Raw genomic sequence first — 22563 nt, 5'->3', positions numbered from 1 at the left:
CTCATAGGAGAGCCAGCAGCATTTTGTTTTTCCTCAAGCGATTAACTCAGCCCTATGAGCTCTGTCAGAGGTGTGACATCTTTTCCCACTGACTGCGCCACACCAGGGTTTACCACCGCGCCACCATGGGTATTTACCCCGGCGGCCAGCGCGGAATCTTCTCTCACCGCTGCGGCCCATCCGTGGCTGGCGATCGACATGACATAGGGGAGTGAAGCGTTCGTCAACGCTTGTGTCGACGTGAAGGGGACTGCCCCTGGCATGTTCGCAACACAGTAATAGAGGGTGTCATGAACCGAAAAGACAGGTGAGTCATGTGTGGTGGGATGTGAGTGTTCAAAGCACCCGCCTTGGTCGATGGCAATGTCCACGAGCACTGCACCTTTTTTCATGGCAGATACCATGTCATCGGTGACTAGTTTTGGAGCTGAAGCACCAGGAATCAGCACTGACCCAATCACAAGATCAGCGTCTACGACGTGGGCGCCAATTTCGTACTGCGACGATAGAGCCGTGTGGACCCTGCCTTGGAAACGTGCCTCGAGCGAGCGTAGTCGGGGTAAAGATACGTCGAGGATCGTGACATTTGCGCCCATCCCTATAGCGGACTCTGCGGCATGTGTTCCAGCAACGCCACCACCAATGACGACAACCCGTGCAGGCGAGGTGCCAGGTACACCGCCCATGAGGATGCCACGGCCTCCGGTAGGTTTCATCAGGTGATATGCGCCGACTTGAGTACCTAACCGGCCAGCGACCTCACTCATTGGTGCCAAGAGTGGCAGCGATTGATCAGGGAGTTGAACGGTCTCATAGGCGATTGCGGTTGTTCCTGCGGCAAGGAGAGCCGTTGTCAATGGCGTATCAGCAGCAAGGTGGAGGTAGGTGAAAAGCACAAGATCTTCTCGAAGGTAACCATACTCTTCGGGAATTGGCTCTTTCACTTTGAGTAAGGTGTCAGCGTTTTGCCACACTTCCGATGCTGTTCCTATGATGTGTGCTCCTTGGCGGCGGTATTCGCTGTCCAAGATTCCTGACCCAACACCGGCCCCGGTTTGGACCCACACTTCATGTCCTGCTTGAGTCAGTTCGTAGACACCAGCCGGGGTGATAGCGACACGATATTCATTGTTCTTTATCTCGGTGGGAACGCCGATGCGCATAGGTGATCTCCTGTTCCGGTGGCTTGTGACCACCGCTCACTAACAAGATGTGTTGTATGACACATCATGTGGGACTGCTTCAGTATCCGAAGTATCTGTTTCGTTAGCGTTACAGATCGAGGATTATGCGGAAGAATAGAGAAAAATCATGTAAATCATCAGCCAGTGAGGGGTTCGTGGATGGGGTCGACGAAGGATCATTATCAGTTGGCATCATTGGATTCCATCGATCAAGAGATCGTGCGTGCGCTGCGCCTTGATGCGCGAATCTCGAATGCTGCTCTGGCTGACCGGGTGGGGGTCGCTCAGTCAACGTGTCATCAACGAGTTCGTGCCCTGGTTCAGCGGGGTGTGATCTCGCGTTTCACGGCAGAATTATCAGCAGACCAACTTGGCCTGACGCTTCAAGTGCTCATTAGCGTCAATATTCGGTCAGGTCAACGTGCTGCAGTGACGCGCTTTGCCCAAGAGATGCGCTCCCTACCTCAGGTTGTCCAAACGTTTTTTCTTGGTGGATCTGAAGACTTCATTATTCACATTGCGGCGAGAAATTCTGATGACGTTCGCGACTTTGTGGTGATGCATCTGTCGACTCACCCTGCGGTGGCATCCACTCGAACATCCATTGTTTTCGACCACGTTGTCGCGCGCTGATGCCTTTTCTTGAGGGGAGAGTTAGGCTGAGACCGTCCGTAGAAGTGGAATAGATCACACCCGAGGGGGCTCGTGGAAACGCAGTTGTTTGTCAATGTACCGGTCAGCGACTTGGAGAAATCCAAAGAGTTTTACACAGCACTCGGGTGGACCCTCAACCCCCATTTCACTGACGAAAATGCAGCAGCGGTGGTCATCTCGGAACACAGCGTGCTGATGATTTTGCGCCGTGAGTTCTATGAGGGGTTCCTTGAAGGCACAGGCAAAACTCTCGGAGATCCGCGCACTACGTCGTTAGCTCTCACTGCTTTTTCCTTGCCGAGCAGAGAGGCCGTTGATGCATTTATCGCACGTGCGGAAACTGCCGGTGCGCGCATTGGCGTTACACAAGACTACGGGTTCATGTACCAGCGCCAGTTTGATGACCTTGATGGTAATCATTTTGAGCCCTTTTGGATGGACCCCGCTGCTGTGGAAAACGGGCCACAACCTGCTGAGTAGAGCTTGCCGCTAGACGCACCTGCTGGTTAACGCTCTTGGGCGGCTTCATGGAGAGCGGCTATATCAATCTTTTTCATCCCCATCATCGCGGAGTACGCGGCAGGTTTATCCATCAGTGAGTCGACGTTCCGGGGTGCTATCTGCCAACTCACTCCGAATTGATCTTTGCACCAGCCGTATAGCGGGCTAAATGGGTAATCCGCTAGGGGCATGAGGGCTGTTCCGTCAGCGGTGAGGTGTTCCCACAATGTTTCGAGTTCAGCTTGCGGGTCGCTACTTGTGTGTACGGAGAACAGCACCATAAAGGACAGCGCCGGGTTGAGTGAAAACTCGGGTCCTGCGTTGATGGCAATAAAGTGTGTGCCGAGTATCTCGAGATCGATGGTCAGCGCCTTCCCAGCTAAGTGCTGTTGGAAGTCGAGTAATCCTTCGTGCGGGTAGTGCGTGGTGGCATGAATTTTGGTATCGGAAAAGGCTGATGTGTAAAACGAGGCAAGTTCTTCGGCGTTGTTATTGCACCAAATACTCGGCGCGATTGTCACCATGGGGTCCTCAGCTGTGTAGTGAGGTTTGAGGGGCAGGGTTCTCTACTCGACCCACAACCTAGTGTAACGCTGGTCACAATTATGGCGGTGCGTGAAGCGTGGAATGCGCTCGGCGGGAACTGCGGACAAACGTCCTGATACCCCTAGGGGTATTTACGGTAGTCTGGTGTGGTACGCACACGCACCACAGGCGCCAAGACGTGCCATCATTTTCCCAGAAAGAGCCCACACCATGAAACTTGTTGTCGTTGGCGGAGTCGCCGCAGGAGCATCCATTGCCGCGCGCGCTCGGCGCCTTGACGAAAATGCCGAAATTATCGTCCTCGAACGAGGCAACCACGTCTCTTTCGCAAACTGCGGACTGCCGTACCACATCGGCGATGTCATTACTGACCGCCAGCGACTCCTTGTACAAACTCCGCAGTCGCTCCGAGAATCACTCAACATCGACGCACGAACCGGCCACGACGTCATCGCTATTGACCGCGATGCACGTACCGTCACCATTCGAAACATCAACGACAACAGCAAGTACACCGAAACCTACGACGCACTCGCACTGACCCCCGGGTCAGAACCAGTGCGCCCACCTTTGCCTGGCATCGACCTGCCCAACGTCATGGTGTTGCGCCGCATCGGCGACATGGACCGCATTAAACAGCGCATCGACGATGCCCTGAGCGCGCACAATAACAAAGAGCGCGGACCTGTCACCGCAGTGGTCATCGGTGCGGGCTACATTGGTCTAGAAATGGCCGAAAACTTCCACCACCGGGGCGTAAAGGTCGAAGTCGTTGAAGCGGCCGACCAAATTCTGCCGCCCGTCGACCGTGAAATTGCCGTGCCGGTCGAAAACCACCTGCGCGCACGCGGTATTTCCCTCCACCTCAACACTGCTGCTGCAGCGTTTGTGGAGCGTGAGGGCGGCAAGATGCGGGTTGAGTTGACGAACAACTCCTCATTGGAAGCCGACATTGTCATCCTTTCTGTCGGAGTCCGCCCCTCAAGTGCACTCGCACAAGCTGCTGGCCTGGCAGTCAGTGCAAAGGGTGGGGTGATTGTTGATGAGCACATGCGAACCAGCGACCCGCATATCTGGGCAGCTGGTGACGTGGTGGAAACCCCACACACTGTCCTTTCTGGCCAGTCGTTGTTCCCCTTGGCGGGGCCAGCTAACCGGCAGGGGCGTGTGGCTGCAGAGAATATTTGTGGCCGGGCGACCACATACACCTCCACGCAAGGAACCTCGATTGTCAAAGTATTCGACATGGTTGCTGGTGGAACCGGGGCAACTGAACGCCAGCTCCTCGATTCAGGTATGGACTATCGTGCCGTTCATGTGCACCCATCAGGTCATGCAGGGTATTACCCAGGCACTGCAGCCATGCATCTAAAAGTTCTTTTTGATCCCACCTCTGGGAAGCTTTTGGGGGCTCAAGCATCCGGCTTTGACGGTGTGGACAAGCGACTTGATGTGCTGGCAACCGCCCTCCGGCTTGGGGCTACCGTCTATGACTTGGAAGAGCTCGAACTGGCGTACGCCCCGCCCTTCGGTTCAGCGAAGGACCCCGTGAATATGGCTGGGTTTGTTGCCGCGAACACGATTCGGGGTGACTTGACGTTGTGGTACGCCCAAGAGTTCCCGCAAGCTGTGGCCGGAGCCAAAGTTGTTGATGTGCGCACGCCAGAGGAGTTCGATCTGTGGCACATCCCAGGCGCGGTGAACGTTCCGTTGGCCACGCTGCGTGATGAGGTGGCTCAGTGGGATCCAGCGGTTCCGGTTCGGTTGTATTGTGCGGTGGGTTTCCGTTCCTACCTGGCACACCGCATCCTGGTACAGCGAGGATTTGCCGATGTTCGCACTCTGTCAGGTGGGTCCATCACGTTCCGTGCCTGGCATGAAGTGGAAGGGGAGGGTGCTACCCCGCAGCATGCTGAGATTTCGCACGCACCAGCAGGGGGTGACCCTGCTGTGGAGAAGATCGCGGCGGCTGTGGCAAAGGGGCCTGTGCAGCACATCGACCTTGATTGCACGGGGCTTGCATGCCCAGGACCGATCATGTCGCTCAAAAAGACAGCGGCAACGCTCACTCCGGGTGATGAAGTAACGGTCACCGTGTCTGACCCTGGTTTTGCGCACGACGGTCCAGCGTGGGCAGGCGCGAACGGTCACGACATTCTTGACCTCACCCCGCATGGCCCTGGTTACCGCATGACGATGCGCATGGGTGGAGCCATTGAATCTGCAACTGGCGCTGGTGTGGTTTCGGATGGCCGTGACGGGATGTCGTTTGTGGTGTTCTCAGGTGACTTGGACAAGGTGTTGGCGGCATTCATTATCGCGAACGGTGCCCTAGCTATGGGGAAACCAGTGCGCATGTTCTTCACGTTCTGGGGCCTGAACGCGCTTCGCCGTGAGAACCCACCTGCCCGTGACCGGAGCGCGTTAGACAAAATGTTTGGCGCAATGATGCCCTCCGGTCCTGATGCTTTGAAACTTTCCACAATGAATATGGCAGGTGCGGGAACCGCCATGATCAAGAAAGTCATGAAAGATCACTCGGTCTCCAGTTTGCCGGAACTGATGACAGCTGCGGTGGAAGGTGGGGCAGAAGTCACGGCTTGCACTATGACAATGGACTTGTTGGGAATTGCCGAAAGTGATCTCATCGATGGGGTTCAACTAGGTGGTGTTGCCACGTTTATTGCTGCGGCAGAGAAGTCAGGGTCGACACTCTTTATTTAAGCGCTCAGGCGGCGGGCGTCGCCGTTAGTTAGTAACAATGTCGATGCCCGTCGCCGCGGATGCCTCTTCAACACTCCCTGCGTTGACCGTTTGGTTGATGCCTGCCTCATTGAGGAGCGCGATTGCTTGTTCGGCTCTGTTTCCTGAGCGGCAGTACACGACGTAGTCCGCGTCAGCGTCGAGTGTGGGAATCGCTGCGGCGAACTCCCCGCTGGTGAAGTCCAATAGTTCTGCGCCATCGAGGTGTCCTGTCGCCCATTCCTCTGCTGTCCGCACGTCAACGAGGACCGTGGTCGATGTGACGGTGATTGTTGGGCTTGTGGCAGGCATTTGCTCGCCGGGGGTGGTGGAGCAACTAGATGCCCCAATGAGTAGGGTGAGCGCTGCGAGGAGTGTGGGAAGTGTGCGCATGGGTGGCCTTTCATGACTGGTGGTTGTCCCAGCATACATTTAATACCCCACGGGGTATACAGGTTACTGCGTTTCTGACGATTTCAAGGGTTCTTGTGAGCCGTGAATCGACGTTGCATCAGTTGGGGAAAGTCCGTGGAGGATGAGATCAAGCCCTGCGGTGAATTGTTCAGAGAAGTTGTACCCTTTATCTCGAATGAGGGTGTCGACAAACTCGGCTAAATAAGGGAAATCGGTTGCGGGAAGTTTCATGTCCTGAGTGAGCTGATCAGCTTCGGCGCCTCCCTCGAACGGTAGTTGGGTTTCATTCAGGACGAAACCATAGATGTACGCATCGATGACTAGCATTGCGTGTGCAGCTTGCTGCACGGTGAATCCGTTACAGCGAAAAGAGCCGATGACTGCGTTGTGATGGCGTAAAAGATGCGGGCCTGGTGTGGTGCGTGACTCTATCAAGGTCAATGCCCACGGGTTTTGCGCAAGTATGGCTCTGGCGCTAAGGGCCCTGATGCGCTGTGCGTCTTGCCATGGCGCATCAAACGGGGGGAGTGTGATGCGTGCATAGACCCACTCGACGAGCGCATCGAGCAGGCTCTCCTTGTTGCTGACGTGGTGATATAGCGACATTGCTTCAACGCCCAACTCGCTTGCAACCGCACGCATGCTGAGTCGCTCTAGCCCGCGGGCGCGGGCAACCTCGGCTGCGGCGTCAACGATGGTGTCGTGCGTCAGGCGTGCGCGCTTCATGGTCCCCCTTGTTGTTCTTACAGTCGTAAGGTTACACTCAACGTAAAACTTACACATGTAAGGAAGAATCTTATGAGAGCAGCGTTCGCCCACCAGTACGGCCCGCCACAAAGCGTGTCCGTTTCCACTACTGCCACCCCACACCCCGCGCCGCACGAGATCCTGGTCAAGGTTCAAGCGGCTTCCGTAACTGCTGCCGACGCAAGACTGCGTGCAGGAACATTCCCTCCGGGGTTCACCCCCATCGCGCGCGCAGTTTTTGGCATAACGAGGCCACGCAACCCTATTTTGGGCAGTTCCTTCTCTGGAATCGTCGTGAAAGTGGGAGACAAAATCCAAGGATTAACCCCAGGTCAAGAGGTGTGCGGAATGACTGGAATGGCTATGGGAGCGCACGCTGAGTTCCTCACTATCAAGCCGGAAAAAGTCACACACAAGCCCGCAGAAGTGAACCACGATGATGCTGCTGCGATCATGTTTGGCGGCTCAACTGCACTGTACTTCCTCCGTGATCTTGGCAACCTGCACAGTGGCATGTCCGTCCTAGTAAACGGCGCCTCCGGCGATTTAGGTACTCAGGCTGTGCAACTCGCCCACCACGCTGGCGCGCGCGTCACAGCTGTTACCAGTGCAGTCAACACAGACCTGGTCAGATCTCTGGGGGCGACAAGTATCCACGACTACCACGCCACACCTGTCACGGAGATAAACGAACAGTTCGACATAGTTTTCGATACGGTGGGAAACATCTCCCCACGTCAGGGAAAGAAACTCATCACGCCTGACGGAACGCTTCTCCTAGCAGTTGCGAGTCTGCGCGAAACGCTGATCGCTCGTGGTCAGGTGAAAGCTGGTGCTGCTCCTGAGAGAGTAGGCGACTTTGACTACCTTCTGGAACAACTGCGCCAAGGGCATTTGCGTAGTGTTATTGAGCAACGGATGACACTCGATGACATTGCCATCGCACATGCCAGGGTTAGTTCCGGGCGGAAAGTGGGCAGTATCATCGTTCATCCCCACCACGCAGAGTAGAGTTCCCGCAATGAGGTGAAGTCGGGTGTGGAGCGATGACAGCATCACACCCGACTGCCTGTAGCAACTGGCCCTCACGTGGTTAGGGCCAACGGCTGTTACTTGGAAAGTGCAATATCAACAGTTTCTGTGCCCCAGAAACCAGTTTGAGCTTGCAAGACATTATCGGTAGCGGAAGCGATTGATTCTGGAACATCAAAGACAACAATTCCAGTCATGGTGAGATCAGGGTTAAGATTCTCGATAAAAAAGGATGAAGAATCGCCATCTTCATCGGTGTTTGCGTACATTGATGCTGAACTATCTGCCTGATATGACTTCTCGCCATTGCGAAGCGTGAAGAAAGACGAATCGACCATCGATGATTCGTTGGAGTTATTCGTTACCTCGACAGTGACCAGAACGAATGTTCCCTTAGCTGTTGAGGAGAGAAAAGAAGGTCCGACAGTGTCCGTTGTGTCAATAGCGGTGACTGTATAGGACATGTCTCCAGCCGTAACATTTTCACCAATTCCTGGGACAGACTCCTGCGTAGATGATTCTCCGCTGTTGTTTGTCGAGTCCGTTGATGCTGCGACATTGTCGCTGGGTGAGGTGCCCCCGCCCAGTGCACTCCCAACGACGATAAGTGTTGCGATAATGCCTAACGCGGTGAGGAATTTGTGTCGAGCAAACCAATTTTTTCGCTGTGTTGGATGCGAACCAAGCGGCGGTTGAATCGAACTCGGGTCGTTTCCTCCGCTGGGATGTTGCGGCCCGTGGCTTGTCGCCTGTGGGCCAGATTGTGCACTAAAGGGTTGTGGTGGAGAGAATCGATTGTCAGAACTCATGGGGTGCCCTTTCGCAGGTTGACTGGCTAACACCTCTAAGAGTCCTTGAACAGCGAATACGTCACCTCCCCCGATCGGATGAATCACAAACTCCACTTGGGGGAGTGGGATTGTCAAAGAAGTCGGTAGGCTTCTGCCATGAGTTCCCCCGCTGATCTCCCGTCTCGGCGTGACGATCACTCGCGTTTCGCGCCGCCAGGTGGTAGTTCCAAGTCCCCTAGACCTTCACCTGCGGCTGGAGACTTCCCATACCGCGATCCATCCAGTGAACGATCCCCATATGCGTCATGGCCAACCGCGAATGGGCAGGCGATGGCTGGTGGGTGGGGGCAAGCGGCCGACTTAATGCCTCCACTGCGGGCCGATCAGGTGTTGTCAGGCCCACCGGACGCTGAACGGCATCATCGTGTTGACCACTCGCTTGAGCCGCAACGCAGTCTGGCTTGGAAAATCCTCTCCTTCTTTGGCACAGTCAACGCTATCGGGTGGGTGGGATTTATTGGTATGGCGTGGGCTGCGTACGCCATGCCCGAAACGCTGTCAGCGTTCGGTGGCATATATGCCCTTGCGAGTTTTGCCGCCGCAGTGTGGGCAGGTCTATCTATGCTCAGCCGTATGCGGCGCCCGTTGAATGTCTTCATCACCAACGTCATTCTTGCGGTGATTTTTCCACTTGGGCCCCTCGGTGTGCTGATTGCAGTGAATTGGCTGATCGCCAAAGGAACACGTAAGCAAGTGATCTGGGGTGCTGGTATCGCAGCTGCCATGACTGTTTTCGGGCTATGGCAGGAAGTCAGGCGACCACTTGACTCCGCGATGTTCACCTCAACAGATGACGTAACTGGCACTATTAGTCGCCTCAGCGTCACCCAGTATGTGGTCGGTGCGTTGATCATTTATGGCATCGCTGTGGGAATTGGTTCTCTTCGACGCCTCCACGCCACAACCACCCGGGCTGTGGAAACCGCGCACCAAGCAGTTGCGAACGTTTCTCTCGCGCAGCAATCTGAACGTGCTGCGAAGGAGAACTCACAAGAACATGAAAAAACCGCCCAAGTGTTACGTGAGCATTTGAGTCGCCAACAAGAGCGAGAGCAGATTGCACGAGAAATGCATGACACCGTTGCTCATCAACTTTCGCTGTTGTCATTGCAAGCATCGGCACTTGAAGTTACCTCGACTGACCCAACAGTGCCCGAGAGTGCGAAAGCAATGCGAGAATCTGTGCATAAAGCGCTCGATGAGATGCGTGGGTTAATCACCTCTCTGCGAGATTCCGGCGACGGCGGTTACACCGGCACGGTGCCCACGGCCACCGACCTCGACGCACTTATCGCGGAGGCAAAAGATTCCGGCGCCAACGTCGTTTCGCAAGTGACCTTGCATCGAACCGAAGTGATGCCAGCCCCACTAGCGACAGCAATGTATCGAATTGTTCAAGAGGGTCTGACCAATGCGATCCGGTATTCCAGCGGTTTACCCATTGACGCACGAATTATTGCAGCACCAGGTGTTGGGGTACACGTTTCCATCACTAACGAGATATCCCCGACTGCCCGTCTGGCATATCAAGGGAAAAGTTCTCATGCTGGTATCCCCGGAATGAAAGAACGAGCACGTGCTGTTGGAGGATCAGTCAGCAGTGCAGAAATCAGCGGCGTGTGGTTCCTCAACGCATCGTTGCCTTGGACAGAACGAGAAGTTTCATGACAGGCACCATGGACAGTACGTCGCAGATTCGCGTTGTCATTGTTGATGACGACACGATGGTCCGCCGGTTGCTCACCACTATTCTTCACGCCAAAGGTATGGCGGTGGTAGCTGAGTGCACTGATGGTGATCAGGTTATCGACACTGTCCAAGCACATTTTCCCGATGTCGTGATCATGGACATCCGTATGGCCCGTGTGTCAGGAATCGACGCTGCGCGGCAGTTACGCGAACTCCCGCACCCACCAGGTGTCATCGCGATCACTTCATTCGACACGGATGCGGCTATTGTCGATGCAATTGATGCCGGTGTCGCTGGTTTTCTGTCGAAAGATTCGTCTCCTGATGACATCGCTACTGCGGTCCAGCAAGTCGCTGCTGGGGAGGGTGCGCTGTCGCACAGGGCCGCCCGTGTCGTACTTCAACAACTGCAACACGGCGAACGATCAAGTACTGCCCTATTTTCTCAGAACCTCTTGGCGGCACTGACTGAACGCGAGGTTGCGGTAGTGTCACTTGTCGCGCAGGGACTGTCGAATAGTGATGTCGCTCAGCGCCTGTTTATCGGTGAAGCGACGGTAAAAACACATCTGAAAAGCGCTATGGAGAAAACAGGTTCGGAAAACCGTGTCCAACTTGCCACTCATGCTGTGCGTGGAGGGTTGGTGACATGATGTCATGGCGATTTGTTGAGATGCGGTGTGTCCGTTGTCTAGATTGCGGCCTCCGCCGCCACCCTGTGTTGTTTTCCTAAACCAGCGACAAAAAGTAGTGGTGAAATGCTGATTCGCCGGTGATTTCGGGGTGGAACGTAGCGGCTAACTGATTGTCTTGTTGTACGGCAACAGGTACACCGTCAGCTGTGGCAATGACTTTCGCCCGTGGGCCCACACTGGAGATGTGTGGTGCGCGGATGAAAGCGGCGACTGGTTGCACAGTGGGGGTTGGCATGAAGTCGACTGGCGCTTCTCGTGACGCAAGTTGATTGCCGTAAGCATTGCGTTGCGCTGTGATATCCAACGTGGCGATACGGTCAAACCCGGCTAGCGCATCGGCGTCCTCCACCGTGTGTGCCAGCAAAATGAGCCCTGCGCATGTTCCAAACACTGGCAACCCGCCGCTTACAAGGTTCCGCACGGCAGGGAACAACCCCAAAGGGGCTGCGATCCGTGCGATGGCGGTGGATTCCCCGCCAGGAATCACCAAACCATCCAGGCCGTTCAGGTGTTCGGTGCGCCGCACAAGGATAACGTGTGCGCCAAGGTCAGTGAGGATAGAGGCGTGCTCGCTGACTGCGCCTTGCAGGGCGAGCACACCAATAGTTCGGCGAATTGTCACCAGCCGCGCTCCGAGAGGCGGTGCGGTGCAGGGACATCTGCCACGTTGATGCCAACCATTGCTTCACCGAGCCCGCGGGAAACCCGAGCGATTTCGGCTGGGTCGTTGTAGTGGGTCGTGGCGTGAACAATTGCTTTTGCGCGGGCTGCCGGGTCGCCAGATTTGAAGATACCGGAACCAACGAATACGCCGTCAGCGCCAAGTTGCATCATCATCGCTGCATCCGCTGGAGTGGCAACCCCACCGGCGACAAACATGACAACAGGCAGTTGCTTGGCGCGGGCAACCTCAACCACAAGGTCGTATGGGGCTTGGAGTTCTTTAGCTGCCACGTAAAGTTCGTCGTGTGGCAGAGCAGCGAGCTGAGCGATTTCTTGGGTGATGGTGCGAATGTGCTTCATCGCTTCGGAGACGTCACCGGTGCCGGCCTCGCCTTTTGACCGGATCATGGCAGCACCTTCGGTGATTCGGCGCAGCGCCTCACCAAGGTTTGTGGCACCGCACACGAACGGGACATCAAATGACCGCTTGTCGATGTGGTGGATGAAGTCTGCTGGGGACAACACTTCAGATTCGTCAATGTAGTCGACACCGAGTGCTTGAAGGACTTGTGCCTCAACGAAGTGGCCGATGCGTGCTTTAGCCATGACGGGGATGGACACAGCGTTGATGATGCCATCGATGAGGTCGGGGTCGCTCATGCGGGCTACGCCGCCCTGTGCGCGGATGTCGGCTGGCACGCGTTCCAGTGCCATGACGGCAACGGCGCCTGCGTCTTCGGCGATGCGTGCCTGCTCGGCGTTGACGACGTCCATGATGACCCCGCCTTTCAGCATGCGAGCCAGCCCGGTGTTCACGCGTGATGCTGGCGCGGGGGATGGGGTGGTTGAATCAGTGGTCATAAGGTTCTCCTGCGCGGTTCTGGCTGTGCGTGGTGGTCAGCCTCCAGCATGGCGCACCAGCTGGTCTATGTGTAGAGCCAGTTAGTGAAAGATTCACTAGACCAGTTGAGGTGTGGAGGAGTAGCGTGGTTGCTGTGCAACCACAACACCTTGATCTCCTTGTCTCCGTTTCTACTCCTACGGTTTCCCCAGATGGCAGCACCATTGTCACGGCAACCTCGCGGCCAAGTTTTACCACCGACAGTTATGTCGGTCAGCTGTGGCAGATTCCAGTTGATGGTTCATCGCCACCCCGTCGCTTCACACGCGGAGTGCGCGACGCTGCTCCGCAGTACTCTCCCGATGGAACACTGATAGCTTTTCTGAGGCCGGATGACCGTGGACGCCCTCAACTTGCGCTTCTCGATGCTCGAGGCGGCGAACCCCTCATCATCACGAACCGTCACTTGGGTGTCAGCTCCTTCACGTGGACGCCTGACTCATCGCGCATCGTGTTTACCTCAGCGACAGCCCGCCCTGGCCGGTATGGGACGGTGGAGGGAGTTTCTGCTGGTGCTGAAGATCCCCGCGTAGTCACGACAAACCAAACCATCAGCAATGGGGTGGGCTGGTCCTACGACCGATTATCTGCCCTGTATGTGGTGACGGTACCCCCCGTGGATAGCGAACCGTTCCTCACCCCGGTGGGACGCGTTGCAGCGCAACAGGCACAGGATTCTGCGCTCGACACGGACGAAAGCCGCGCCAATGATGGGGTGGCAGGTGATCGGTTGGAATACCCGACGTGTCATGTGCTGAGCGACCCTGCGTATTCGGCGTCGCAGCCCGTGGTTAGCCCAGATGGGCGCCACGTGTACTTCACGTCAGCTCAGCATGACCGCCGTGATGACGACCTCATCACCGGTATCTACCGGGTGGAACTTCATGCGGGTGTTGAGGTGAAAGACAAGAAGGAATGGGATGTTACCCCACCACAGGCACAGTGTGTCCTCGGTGGTGCTGAGGCGAAGGTGTCGTTCAGTTCTGCGGCCTTCGGTGCGCAGGGAGACACACTGTTTGCGTTGGGGCACGACCTTGGCCCAACCGGGCGGGATTTTGTTGCCCGCAACGTTGGTGTGTACGCGGTTCCAACGGCTTCTTTGCCTGCGTTGACTGCAGAACTGCTCACCGATTTGGAACACGTTGACTACGCGCCAACAGGCGCACTCGTACCGCATGGTTCAGGTGTGCTTGCCATCGCACGAGTCCGAGGTGCTGGTGAACTACACCTCATAGAACCCGCAGAGGATAACCACAGCACCGCAACAGTGACGCCAGTAGTCACAGGGCAGCGAGTGGTTACCGGGGTTGCTGCAGCCGACAAGACCGTGGCGATGGCATATACCGATCCGGTGACGCCAGGGGAGATCGCGGTGGTCGTTGATGGCGGGGAGTTTACAGTTCTCACTGACTTTGCGGCAGCGTTGCGTGACAAAACCCAGGTCGTTGAACAGGTTGAGATCACCGCAAGCGCCCCTGATGGCTACCCTGTGCATGGGTGGCTTTATAAACCGTCGACGCCTGGCCCTCACCCGGTGTTGCTGAATATTCATGGTGGTCCGTTTGCTGACTATCAGTGGGCGTATTTTGATGAGGCTCAGGTGTATGCCCAGGCTGGGTATGCGGTGGTGCAGGCTAATCCTCGAGGGAGCGCGGGGTATGGGCAGGCTCATGGCCGGGTGATTAAGGGGGCTATGGGCACTGTGGATAAGGATGACGTGTTGGCGTTGCTTGATGCTGTGACGGCGAGTGATCCTGATCTTGATGGTGACCGGGTTGGTGTTCTTGGTGGTTCGTATGGTGGGTATTTGACGGCGTGGATTATTGCTCATGATCACCGGTTTAGTGGTGCGATTGTGGAGCGTGGGTTCCTTGATCCGCTGACGTTTGCGGGGCCTTCTGACATTGGGTGGTTTTTTGCGCAGGAGTACACCGGGGTTGAGGTCGATCAGGTGTTGGCGCAGAGCCCGATGGCAGTCGTTGATCAGGTTCGTACACCGACGTGTGTGATGCATTCTGAGCTTGATTTGCGGTGTCCGTTGGAGCAGGCGCAGCGTTATGCGTTGGCGTTACGTCATGGTGGCGTTGAGTCGCAGTTTGTGGTGTTCCCTGGTGAGAATCATGAGTTGTCGCGTAGTGGTACTCCGTGGCATCGCCGGCAGCGATTCGATGCGATTCTTGGTTGGTGGGATAAGTACCTGCCTGTGACGTGACTATGGCGTTGTTGTGGGCGGTTAGGCGTGTGGAGTGTGGTGTTTGTTATGGGCGCTGAGATTCCTGTCGTGCTTGACCGCTCCTCCCGGGTCCCACTTGCGACGCAAATCGCGGGTGGGATTCGGGGGCTGATTTCGGTTGGCCGTTTGGCTCCTGGGCAAGCGCTACCGTCGACGCGGTCTTTGGCGCAGCGACTTTCGGTTGCGCGGGGCACAGTGGTTGGTGCATACGACCAGTTGGTGTCAGAGTCTTACCTTGTTTCTACGCCTGGGGGCGCTACGAGGGTGCACCCAGGTGCTCAGCGTGTTGTAGCTGTTCGGGGTGGTGGTGGGCGTGACGGGCAGTCGGTGATACTACGTGGTGGTGTTGCTGACGGTGGGCGTGAGCAGGTGGCGCCTTCTGATGGGGGAGTGCGGGGTGAGTCACGTTCGTGGGTAGATGCCACGATTGATGACTCGTCGTGGCGGGAGGCGTGGCGGCGGGCGGCGACGTCGCAGGGGCCTTCTTCTGGTTCTGCATCACCTGGCTTGGTAATGATGCGGGAGGCTGTGGCTGAGCATCTGCAAGAGATGCGGTCGATGGCTGTTGATCCTGAGCGCATTTTGATTACGGCTGGTGCTCGTGAAGGACTGATGTTGGTGTTGGCTGCTCAGGGGGCACCGACCGTTGCTGTTGAGTCTCCAGGCTATCCGGGGCTTCATCGGGTGTTGGATCGTCTTGGTACTGGTGTTGTGCCGGTTCGTAGTGATGCTGAGGGGATCGTTCCGCAGGAGCTGCCGGATCATGTGGATGCTGTTTTGGTGACTCCGAATCATGTTTTTCCTGCTGGTGGGGCGATGCCCGCTCCACGGCGGATGGATTTGTTGGCGCATGCCGGTCAGGAGGAGATTCTTGTTATTGAAGATGACTTGGATGCTGATTACCGCCATGTTGGACCGCCGCTACCAACGTTGTGGGATTTAGCGCCTGATCAGGTAATTCACTTGGGAACGTTTAATCAGGTTCTTACCCCTGAGGTGCGTATTGGGTATCTGATTGCTCCGCCGGCTTGGAGTGGGCAGCTGCGTTCCACTCAGCGTGATTTGGGATTAGGGGCTTCGGCTATAACGCAGCGCGCGGTGGCAACGTTTTTGGAAAGCGGTGGGTTGCGTCGGCGGATTATTCGTCGACGTCGCGATATTTTGCGCCGCCGTGAGGTGATCGCTGAGGTTCTTTCTGTGCCGGTGATGTTGACCTCGGGGGCGCATGCGGTGATTTCTGTGGAGCATGCGGGTGTTGCGCGTGAGGTTGTTGCTGCCTGTGCGGGAATGGGTGTTGATGTGCAGGATCTTTCGCATTATTGGGGTCGTGATGTCGCGGAACCTGGGGTGGTAGTGAACTATGTACAGTGCGGTGAGGATGAGTTGCGTGAGGTTCTCAGGGTTCTTGCTGCTTGTATCGGTGAGTGAGTAGTAGTCAAGCATGTCGGGACTTTGGCCCTGAGTAGGGAAGCCTAACCTCACCTAACGTATGAGTCATGTTGCTGTCCGAATGCCCAGCGGGTGTTGCCCACCACGTCCATCAGGTTGAAGCCCCGCCCGCACACCAACGGCGGTTGGCGGAAATGGGCATTTACCCTGGTCAGAACATCACGGTTATGCATCGCGCACCATTCGGCACCAGGATCGTTGTTGTTCAACATCAACGGATCGCGCTTGACCGCAGCACCACACAACACGTCACCGTCACCACCATTGGAGCCTGACTGTGATACTTCTTGTCGGCCACCCAAATGTTGGAAAATCAACCTTGTTCAACACGTTGACAGGGTCACGGCAAAAAACCATGAACGCCCCACGCACAACGGTGACCATGGAAACCGGAACGTGGCGGCTAGACGACACCACAACGACAGGTCTCGTTGACTTACCTGGCACGTACTCGCTGCTGCCACAGTCACCTGACGAGGAAGTCACCGCACAAGAAATCTCGCGCCTGGCCGAGAAATCTGCACCCGATGACCTTGTTATCGTGGTGCTGGACGCAACCGCCCTCGCATCGTCCCTCTACCTCTTGCGCCAAGTGCAACAACACGGTGCCACCATCATCGGTGCGCTCACCCTGAACGATGTCGCCCACACCCGAGGCAGCACCATCAACACCGCTGCGTTAGCACATGCAGTGGGTATCCCAATTGTTGAGCTCAACCCCCGCACAAGCCACGGCATCAACGACCTCGCCCACGCCGTCACACAGCACCTGAATGCGCCAGCGGCCCCACCAGCTCAACAAAAAATCACACCACACGAATCCTCCCCAGAACACATTTTTGACTGGGTTGCCAGTGTGCTCGACGCGGCAGAAGTCAACGACACAGCTACCACAACCCCCACCGACACCATCGATTCCTGGCTACTACGGCCATGGTTGGGTATCCCACTATTCTTCGCCGTATTGTGGTCAACATTCCACCTCACCACCACAGTCGCAGGCCCCCTTCAAGACCTCGCCGAATCCTTCATCACCGGCCCAGTGACCACCGGCCTCCTCGCACTGACAAGCGCACTGCACGCACCGCCATGGGTAGACTCCATGCTTGTAGACGGCCTACTAGGGGGCGTGGGGACAGTACTCAGTTTCCTCCCCCTCATGGTCATCATCTTCACGCTCATCTACCTCCTCGAAGACAGCGGATATCTCGCCCGAGTCGCCGTCATGGGAAACCACGTCATGCAAAAACTCGGACTCGACGGGCGCGCGATCCTGCCGCTAGTCATCGGATTCGGTTGCAACATACCTGCCCTCTCAGCAACAAAAACCATCCCAGACTCCCGCCACCGACTCCTCACCGGCTTGCTCGTCCCTTTCTCATCGTGCACCGCCCGCCTAGTGATCTACCTGTTCCTCGCCTCAGCGTTCTTCCCCAACCACGCGGGAACAGTAGTGTTCCTCATGTACCTGGCATCAGCACTCACTATCACCCTCGGCGCACTCGTGTTATCGCGAACAGCATTTCGCAGCGCAGTCAGCCAACCGTTACTCCTTGTTTTACCCGCCTACCAAACGCCACGCCTCACCCAACTAGGCCGCGCAGTATTCATCAGGTGCACCTCCTTCATCACCCGAGCCGGGGTGCTCATCTTGTCGCTATCGCTTGGGGTATGGGTACTCATGGCCTTTCCCGCAACCAGCGAATACAGCATCGGCGACCCCACAATGCCAGCCCACGAATCCCTCTTCGGAGCCACCGCAGATACCATCGCCCCCATCTTCGCCCCAGCAGGTTTCGATGACTGGCACGCCAGCGCAGCACTCATCACCGGTTTCGTCGCCAAAGAAGCAGTCGTGGGAACCTTCGCCACCACCTACGGTGTCGACGAACCCCAAGACCCCGCACTCGCCGGAGACCTCGGCGCCAGACTCCGAGCAACCTTCGATGAATCCTCAGGTGGCCACCCCGGAGCCGCAGCTCTCGCCTTCATGGTGTTCTGCTTGGTCTATACCCCGTGCCTCGTGACTGTCGCCGAACAACGCCGGCTCTTTGGCGGACGTATCACCGCGCTCGCAGCAGCAGGTTCCCTCACCTTCGCCTGGGTGCTTGCGGTTGTGGTGTTCCAGGTGGGCCGCCTGCTATGATCACCCAGCCCACGGCCATCAATCGCGGAGTGCTGCGGCAGGTTAACGATGCTCTCAATGCAGGCGCATCCGTGCCCGCTGCAGCCCGTGCAACAGGGATGCCAGTGGATCTTGTGCGATTAATGATCCGAGAAACACGTAACGACCTTCCTGTTCCACGGAACACCACAACCTCCGCTGGGTGTGTGGCTGTAACGTGCCGAGGCTGTTTTTTCTCACGCCAATGCGGCCAAGAAACCCACATAGCTCGCTAAACAAAGCCACGCACACGGCGTAACGACGCCGCGAAGGCCGCGCGCGTCGACACTCCAGACAATATAAACAAGCGGTCCAATCGGCGATCCTGTTGTGTTTTTGGAACTCTTCCACGCAACGATCCACTCACCAAGTCCTCCCATGGGGGAGCAGAAGTCCCCATCGGCCACCATTGTTGTTGCGCCACTATCTGCCAGCCGCCACCGGACGTTCCGTGCGTGGCCAGCGACGATGTTTCCCGGGTGAAAAGTAACGATACGGCCTCAGTGTGACCGTGAACTGGCGGGCGAAACAACGATGAAACATGATTGTTCACAACCCGACATGGCCTATGGGCAACAATGAGGCAACGTCGCCGAGACACACCAAGGAGCATGATGGATAACCCAGGGATGGATGCGCCTGCCACCCAACCGGCTGAAGCATCGTCAGACGTGCTTGTCAGCCTGACCGACGTCAATAAGTACTTTGGTGCACTCCACGTGCTGCAGGACATCAACCTCGATGTGAAACGGGGGGAAGTGCTGGTAGTGATTGGGCCCTCCGGGTCTGGGAAGTCCACCCTGTGTCGGGCGATCAACCGATTGGAGCCCATCAACTCAGGCAGCATCACATTGGACGGGCAAAAATTGCCAGAGGAAGGCAAGCCCCTAGCTCGCTTGCGGGCAGATGTAGGGATGGTCTTCCAATCATTCAACCTGTTTGCTCACAAAAGCATTCTGGAGAATGTCACCCTTGGCCCCCTCAAGGTGCGCCGCCTGAAGCCTGCTGAAGCAAAAAAACAAGCCATGGAACTGCTGGAACGGGTCGGTGTTGCCAACCAGGCCAACAAACTCCCTGCCCAGCTATCCGGTGGCCAACAGCAGCGTGTTGCCATCGCCCGAGCGCTAGCAATGCAACCAAAAGTGATGTTGTTCGATGAGCCGACCTCTGCACTCGACCCGGAAATGGTCAACGAGGTCCTCGATGTCATGGTGTCCCTCGCCAGCGAAGGGATGACCATGGTTGTTGTCACCCACGAAATGGGGTTTGCGCGCAAAGCCGCTGACCGCGTGGTCTTCATGGCAGACGGGCGCATCGTGGAACAAGCTCCACCAGACCAGTTCTTCGATAACCCACAAAGTGAACGAGCCAAGGATTTTCTCAGCAAAATCCTGACCCACTAGAGCCAACGTATCGCACTGTATGACACTGCACCTCTGACCGATCTCGCACGAAACTCAAGGAGAACACGATGCGCACCACCCGACACACTCTTATGGCTTGTGCCGCAGTATCCGCCCTGTTTCTCGCTGGCTGCTCCAGCGATGAGTCGACCACGCAAGACAGTGACAGCCTCACCATCGGTATTAAGTTCGACCAGCCTGGCCTCGGCTTCAAAGACGGCGAAACGTACACCGGGTTCGACGTTGATGTGGCCAAATACGTCGCTGACAAATTGGGCTACACCGAAGACCAAATTGAGTTTGTTGAAGCGATTTCTGCAAACCGCGAAACAATGCTTGAAGGCGACCAAGTCGACATGATTTTCGCGACCTACTCGATCACCGAAGAACGCGACCAGGTGGTTGACTTTGCTGGACCATACTTTGTTGCCGGCCAAGACCTTCTCGTGCGGGCAGACGACATGGACATCACTGGCCCAGAATCCCTCTCGGGGAAAAACCTGTGCTCCGTGTCTGGTTCCACCTCAGCGCAACGTGTCAAAGACACGTATGACACTGGCTCTGAAATCAACCTTGTTGAGCAGCCGGGCTACTCAGAGTGCCTGTCCCTCCTGACCGGTGGACAGGTAGATGCGGTCACTACTGACGACATCATCTTGGCCGGATTGGCTGCTGAAGAAGGCTCAGGTGCGATGAAGGTCGTGGGCAATCCCTTCTCCGAGGAGCGTTACGGAGTGGGCATCCCAGAAGGCTCTGACCAGTGCACAGCGATCAACGAAGCCCTGACGGAAATGTTTGATGACGGCAGCTGGCAAGAAGCAATCGACGCAGCAACCGATGGCACCGGGTTTGTTCCAAACGCTGACCTAAACCCTCCAACACTCGTGGAGTGCGCGGCCTGATAACCCATCATGTGGCACTGGTTAGCACGTCGTGCGCCAGTGCCACATGGCTGATCGCCTCCCTGTGAAAGGAACGGACTGAGCGTGTCAGATTTTCTGGATGTCCTCACGAACTATGACATTCTGGGAGCTTACTGGGTCAATATCCAGCTTGCTTTCTTCAGTGCAGTGTTTGCTTTGCTGCTTGGCTTAGTGCTGGCCATGATGAGGATTTCCCCAGTTCCCTCGCTACGAGGTTTTGGTGCTTCGTACGTCAACTTGATGCGGAACACTCCGCTCACAGTGATAGTGGTATTCGCGATTCTCGTCCTGTGGCCCATCTTCAACGTGTCATTCAGCGATAATTTCAACCAGAATTTCTTCTGGCTTGCGGTGTTAAGTCTTTCGCTGTACCACGCCTCGTTTTTTTGCGAAGCCATTCGCTCTGGTGTTAATACGGTTCCTGTCGGGCAAGCAGAAGCTGCGCGCGCAATCGGGTTAAGTTTCCTTCCCGCCGCCCGTTTAGTGATTATGCCTCAAGCATTCCGTGGAGCCATTGCACCACTTGGCAACACACTTATCGCGCTGATTAAAAACACCACTGTCGCGGCGGCTGCGTCGGTTGCTGAAGTATCAATCCTCATGCGAGAAATGATTGAAAGCAACGGAAACTACGTCATCCCTATCTTCCTGACAATCGCAGTGGGCTTCGTCATTCTTGTTATTCCAGTGGGCATGCTCACCACATACCTTTCCCAAAAATTGGCGGTGTCACGATGAGTTCACACTCCATCCTCTTTGATACGCCCGGGCCCAAAGCCCGCCGTCGGATCCTTATTTTCAACGTCATCGGACTCCTTTTTGCCATTGGAATTGTTACGTGGGCTGTAGTCCAGCTCCAGCAAGCCGGTCAACTACGTGCTGAACTGTGGACACCTCTCCTTGATGCTTCTGCGTGGACAAACTTCCTCCTTCCAGGTTTGCAAAACACGCTTATTGCTGCAGCGTTGTCTATCGTTCTGGCAACGGTCATCGGTACCCTGTTTGGTGTAGGTCGTCTTGCGAACTCGCGAGTAATCCGCTGGATCTGCGGTGTGGTCGTTGAGTTCTTCCGTGCGGTACCTGTTCTGATCATGATGGTTGCAGGCTGGGTGTTGTTTTCTCGCATGGATTTCATTCCGCGCAGTGAAGCGCCACTGATCGCTGTGGTTGTTGCATTGACGTTGTACAACGGCGCGGTTATCGCTGAACTTGTGCGTTCAGGTGTCCACGGCCTGCCCAAAGGGCAACGTGAAGCTGGTTTGGCCATCGGCATGACACGTGGAAAATCTATTCGTTACATCGAACTCCCACAGGCGCTCCTTGCGATGCTCCCCTCGCTGGTCAGCCAATTTGTCGTGATCCTCAAAGACTCCGCACTTGGTCAAATCGTCACCTACCCTGAGTTGTTGCGCCAAGCGCGGCTCCTTGGGTCACGCTCGCCAATGCCGATTCTGCAAACGATGCTTGTTGCAGCGATCATGTTTATTTTGTTGAACTATGCGCTCAGCAAGTTCGCAGAACTAGCCGCATCGCGAGTGTCGACACGTACTAGCGGAAAGACTCGCCTTCCCAACACCCCGGCTCAACAGGTGGAGGTTGCTGCCGCGCACGTGGCGATCTCGCAACCACCGGACCTCCCCAACCGGCCATGGCAGAACCCTACGAACCCGAACTAAATCGGGAAGTACTGGTGCGGAGTTTTTCAGCACCGTGACACCACACACGACACTGCACCCCAACGCAGGTAAAGCGTTGGGGTGCAGTTGTGAGAA

The 22563-nt window shown here is 56.3% G+C and carries 22 protein-coding genes; 15 read left to right on the top strand and 7 right to left on the bottom strand.

Translation table 11 applies throughout. The features are described 5' to 3' along the window. Window positions 1–41 precede the first annotated feature (41 nt). Window positions 42–1163 carry an alanine dehydrogenase gene (gene ald / locus G538_RS0110365; protein WP_029069271.1) on the bottom strand — a complete coding sequence of 374 codons (1122 nt, stop codon included), beginning with the start codon at window positions 1161–1163 and terminating at the stop codon, window positions 42–44. 180 nt (window positions 1164–1343) lie between these two features. Here ald and G538_RS0110360 point away from each other — a divergent pair, with 180 nt between their 5' ends. Together G538_RS0110360 and G538_RS0110355 are read left to right on the top strand one after the other, a co-directional pair. Next, window positions 1344–1817: an Lrp/AsnC family transcriptional regulator gene (locus G538_RS0110360; protein ID WP_029069270.1), complete on the top strand. Its 474-nt coding sequence runs from the start codon at window positions 1344–1346 to the stop codon at window positions 1815–1817. A gap of 72 nt (window positions 1818–1889) precedes the next feature. Next, entirely contained in the window at window positions 1890–2318 is a 429-nt protein-coding gene (locus tag G538_RS0110355; RefSeq protein ID WP_029069269.1) for a VOC family protein, read from the top strand. Between the two features lie 26 nt (window positions 2319–2344). On the opposite strand, the gene G538_RS16245 is transcribed toward G538_RS0110355, so the two are convergent. Then, window positions 2345–2860, bottom strand: coding sequence for a VOC family protein (locus G538_RS16245; RefSeq protein ID WP_169514112.1), 516 nt, complete (start codon window positions 2858–2860; stop codon window positions 2345–2347). A gap of 235 nt (window positions 2861–3095) precedes the next feature. Between G538_RS16245 and G538_RS0110345 the strand changes: the two genes are divergently transcribed. Beyond that, window positions 3096–5609 carry an FAD-dependent oxidoreductase gene (locus G538_RS0110345; RefSeq protein WP_029069268.1) on the top strand — a complete coding sequence of 838 codons (2514 nt, stop codon included), beginning with the start codon at window positions 3096–3098 and terminating at the stop codon, window positions 5607–5609. Window positions 5610–5633: 24 nt separating this feature from the next. Here G538_RS0110345 and G538_RS0110340 read toward each other — a convergent pair whose 3' ends face one another. Together G538_RS0110340 and G538_RS16240 are read right to left on the bottom strand one after the other, a co-directional pair. Further along, window positions 5634–6020 (bottom strand): rhodanese-like domain-containing protein, encoded by a 387-nt coding sequence (locus tag G538_RS0110340; protein WP_029069267.1) that lies wholly within the window; start codon window positions 6018–6020, stop codon window positions 5634–5636. 63 nt (window positions 6021–6083) lie between these two features. Next, the gene (locus G538_RS16240; RefSeq protein ID WP_035834104.1) at window positions 6084–6767 is read right to left on the bottom strand and encodes a TetR/AcrR family transcriptional regulator C-terminal domain-containing protein; all 684 of its coding nucleotides are present in this window, start codon (window positions 6765–6767) and stop codon (window positions 6084–6086) included. A gap of 72 nt (window positions 6768–6839) precedes the next feature. Here G538_RS16240 and G538_RS0110330 point away from each other — a divergent pair, with 72 nt between their 5' ends. After that, window positions 6840–7799 carry an NAD(P)-dependent alcohol dehydrogenase gene (locus G538_RS0110330; protein WP_029069266.1) on the top strand — a complete coding sequence of 320 codons (960 nt, stop codon included), beginning with the start codon at window positions 6840–6842 and terminating at the stop codon, window positions 7797–7799. 98 nt (window positions 7800–7897) lie between these two features. Here the strand turns inward: G538_RS0110330 and G538_RS17425 are convergent, their stop codons facing one another. Beyond that, window positions 7898–8629 carry a DUF4352 domain-containing protein gene (locus G538_RS17425; RefSeq protein ID WP_157544426.1) on the bottom strand — a complete coding sequence of 244 codons (732 nt, stop codon included), beginning with the start codon at window positions 8627–8629 and terminating at the stop codon, window positions 7898–7900. A 138-nt stretch (window positions 8630–8767) separates the two neighbouring features. Here G538_RS17425 and G538_RS0110320 point away from each other — a divergent pair, with 138 nt between their 5' ends. Both G538_RS0110320 and G538_RS0110315 read left to right on the top strand, forming a co-directional pair. Next, window positions 8768–10339, top strand: a complete 1572-nt coding sequence (locus tag G538_RS0110320; RefSeq protein WP_084618309.1) for a sensor histidine kinase — start codon at window positions 8768–8770, stop codon at window positions 10337–10339. Then, entirely contained in the window at window positions 10336–11013 is a 678-nt protein-coding gene (locus G538_RS0110315) for a response regulator transcription factor (protein WP_035834098.1), read from the top strand. Before G538_RS0110320 ends, G538_RS0110315 begins: the two co-directional genes overlap by 4 nt. Before the next feature lie 76 nt (window positions 11014–11089). Here the strand turns inward: G538_RS0110315 and pdxT are convergent, their stop codons facing one another. Further along, window positions 11090–11677 carry a pyridoxal 5'-phosphate synthase glutaminase subunit PdxT gene (pdxT, locus tag G538_RS0110310; protein WP_029069262.1) on the bottom strand — a complete coding sequence of 196 codons (588 nt, stop codon included), beginning with the start codon at window positions 11675–11677 and terminating at the stop codon, window positions 11090–11092. Then, on the bottom strand, window positions 11674–12579 hold the full coding sequence (pdxS, locus tag G538_RS0110305; protein ID WP_029069261.1) for a pyridoxal 5'-phosphate synthase lyase subunit PdxS: 906 nt from the start codon (window positions 12577–12579) through the stop codon (window positions 11674–11676). The genes pdxT and pdxS overlap by 4 nt, the downstream gene beginning before the upstream one ends. 125 nt (window positions 12580–12704) lie before the next feature. Between pdxS and G538_RS0110300 the strand changes: the two genes are divergently transcribed. From G538_RS0110300 to G538_RS0110260, 9 genes are all read left to right on the top strand, one after another. Further along, window positions 12705–14831, top strand: a complete 2127-nt coding sequence (locus tag G538_RS0110300; RefSeq protein ID WP_342664650.1) for a S9 family peptidase — start codon at window positions 12705–12707, stop codon at window positions 14829–14831. 48 nt (window positions 14832–14879) lie between these two features. After that, complete coding sequence (gene pdxR / locus G538_RS0110295) at window positions 14880–16280, top strand: MocR-like pyridoxine biosynthesis transcription factor PdxR (RefSeq protein WP_029069259.1); 1401 nt, start codon at window positions 14880–14882, stop codon at window positions 16278–16280. Between the two features lie 68 nt (window positions 16281–16348). Beyond that, window positions 16349–16576: a FeoA family protein gene (locus G538_RS16235; protein WP_051196937.1), complete on the top strand. Its 228-nt coding sequence runs from the start codon at window positions 16349–16351 to the stop codon at window positions 16574–16576. A gap of 2 nt (window positions 16577–16578) precedes the next feature. Next, window positions 16579–18447 carry a ferrous iron transporter B gene (gene feoB, locus G538_RS0110285; protein ID WP_029069258.1) on the top strand — a complete coding sequence of 623 codons (1869 nt, stop codon included), beginning with the start codon at window positions 16579–16581 and terminating at the stop codon, window positions 18445–18447. Next, entirely contained in the window at window positions 18444–18701 is a 258-nt protein-coding gene (locus G538_RS0110280; protein WP_029069257.1) for a hypothetical protein, read from the top strand. Before feoB ends, G538_RS0110280 begins: the two co-directional genes overlap by 4 nt. A gap of 393 nt (window positions 18702–19094) precedes the next feature. After that, window positions 19095–19868, top strand: coding sequence for an amino acid ABC transporter ATP-binding protein (locus G538_RS0110275; RefSeq protein WP_051196999.1), 774 nt, complete (start codon window positions 19095–19097; stop codon window positions 19866–19868). A gap of 68 nt (window positions 19869–19936) precedes the next feature. Continuing rightward, complete coding sequence (locus G538_RS0110270; protein ID WP_029069255.1) at window positions 19937–20770, top strand: glutamate ABC transporter substrate-binding protein; 834 nt, start codon at window positions 19937–19939, stop codon at window positions 20768–20770. 84 nt (window positions 20771–20854) lie between these two features. After that, a complete protein-coding gene (locus tag G538_RS0110265) occupies window positions 20855–21529 on the top strand; it encodes an amino acid ABC transporter permease (protein WP_029069254.1) in 675 nt (224 codons plus the stop codon). Continuing rightward, window positions 21526–22467 carry an amino acid ABC transporter permease gene (locus tag G538_RS0110260; RefSeq protein ID WP_029069253.1) on the top strand — a complete coding sequence of 314 codons (942 nt, stop codon included), beginning with the start codon at window positions 21526–21528 and terminating at the stop codon, window positions 22465–22467. The genes G538_RS0110265 and G538_RS0110260 overlap by 4 nt, the downstream gene beginning before the upstream one ends. Window positions 22468–22563: the final 96 nt, after the last annotated feature.

The sequence above is a fragment of the Jonesia quinghaiensis DSM 15701 genome (assembly GCF_000423205.1).
Taxonomy (GTDB): Bacteria; Actinomycetota; Actinomycetes; order Actinomycetales; family Cellulomonadaceae; genus Jonesia; species Jonesia quinghaiensis.
Note: the sequence above shows the minus strand (reverse complement) of the source record. Positions and strands in the feature narration are given on the sequence as shown.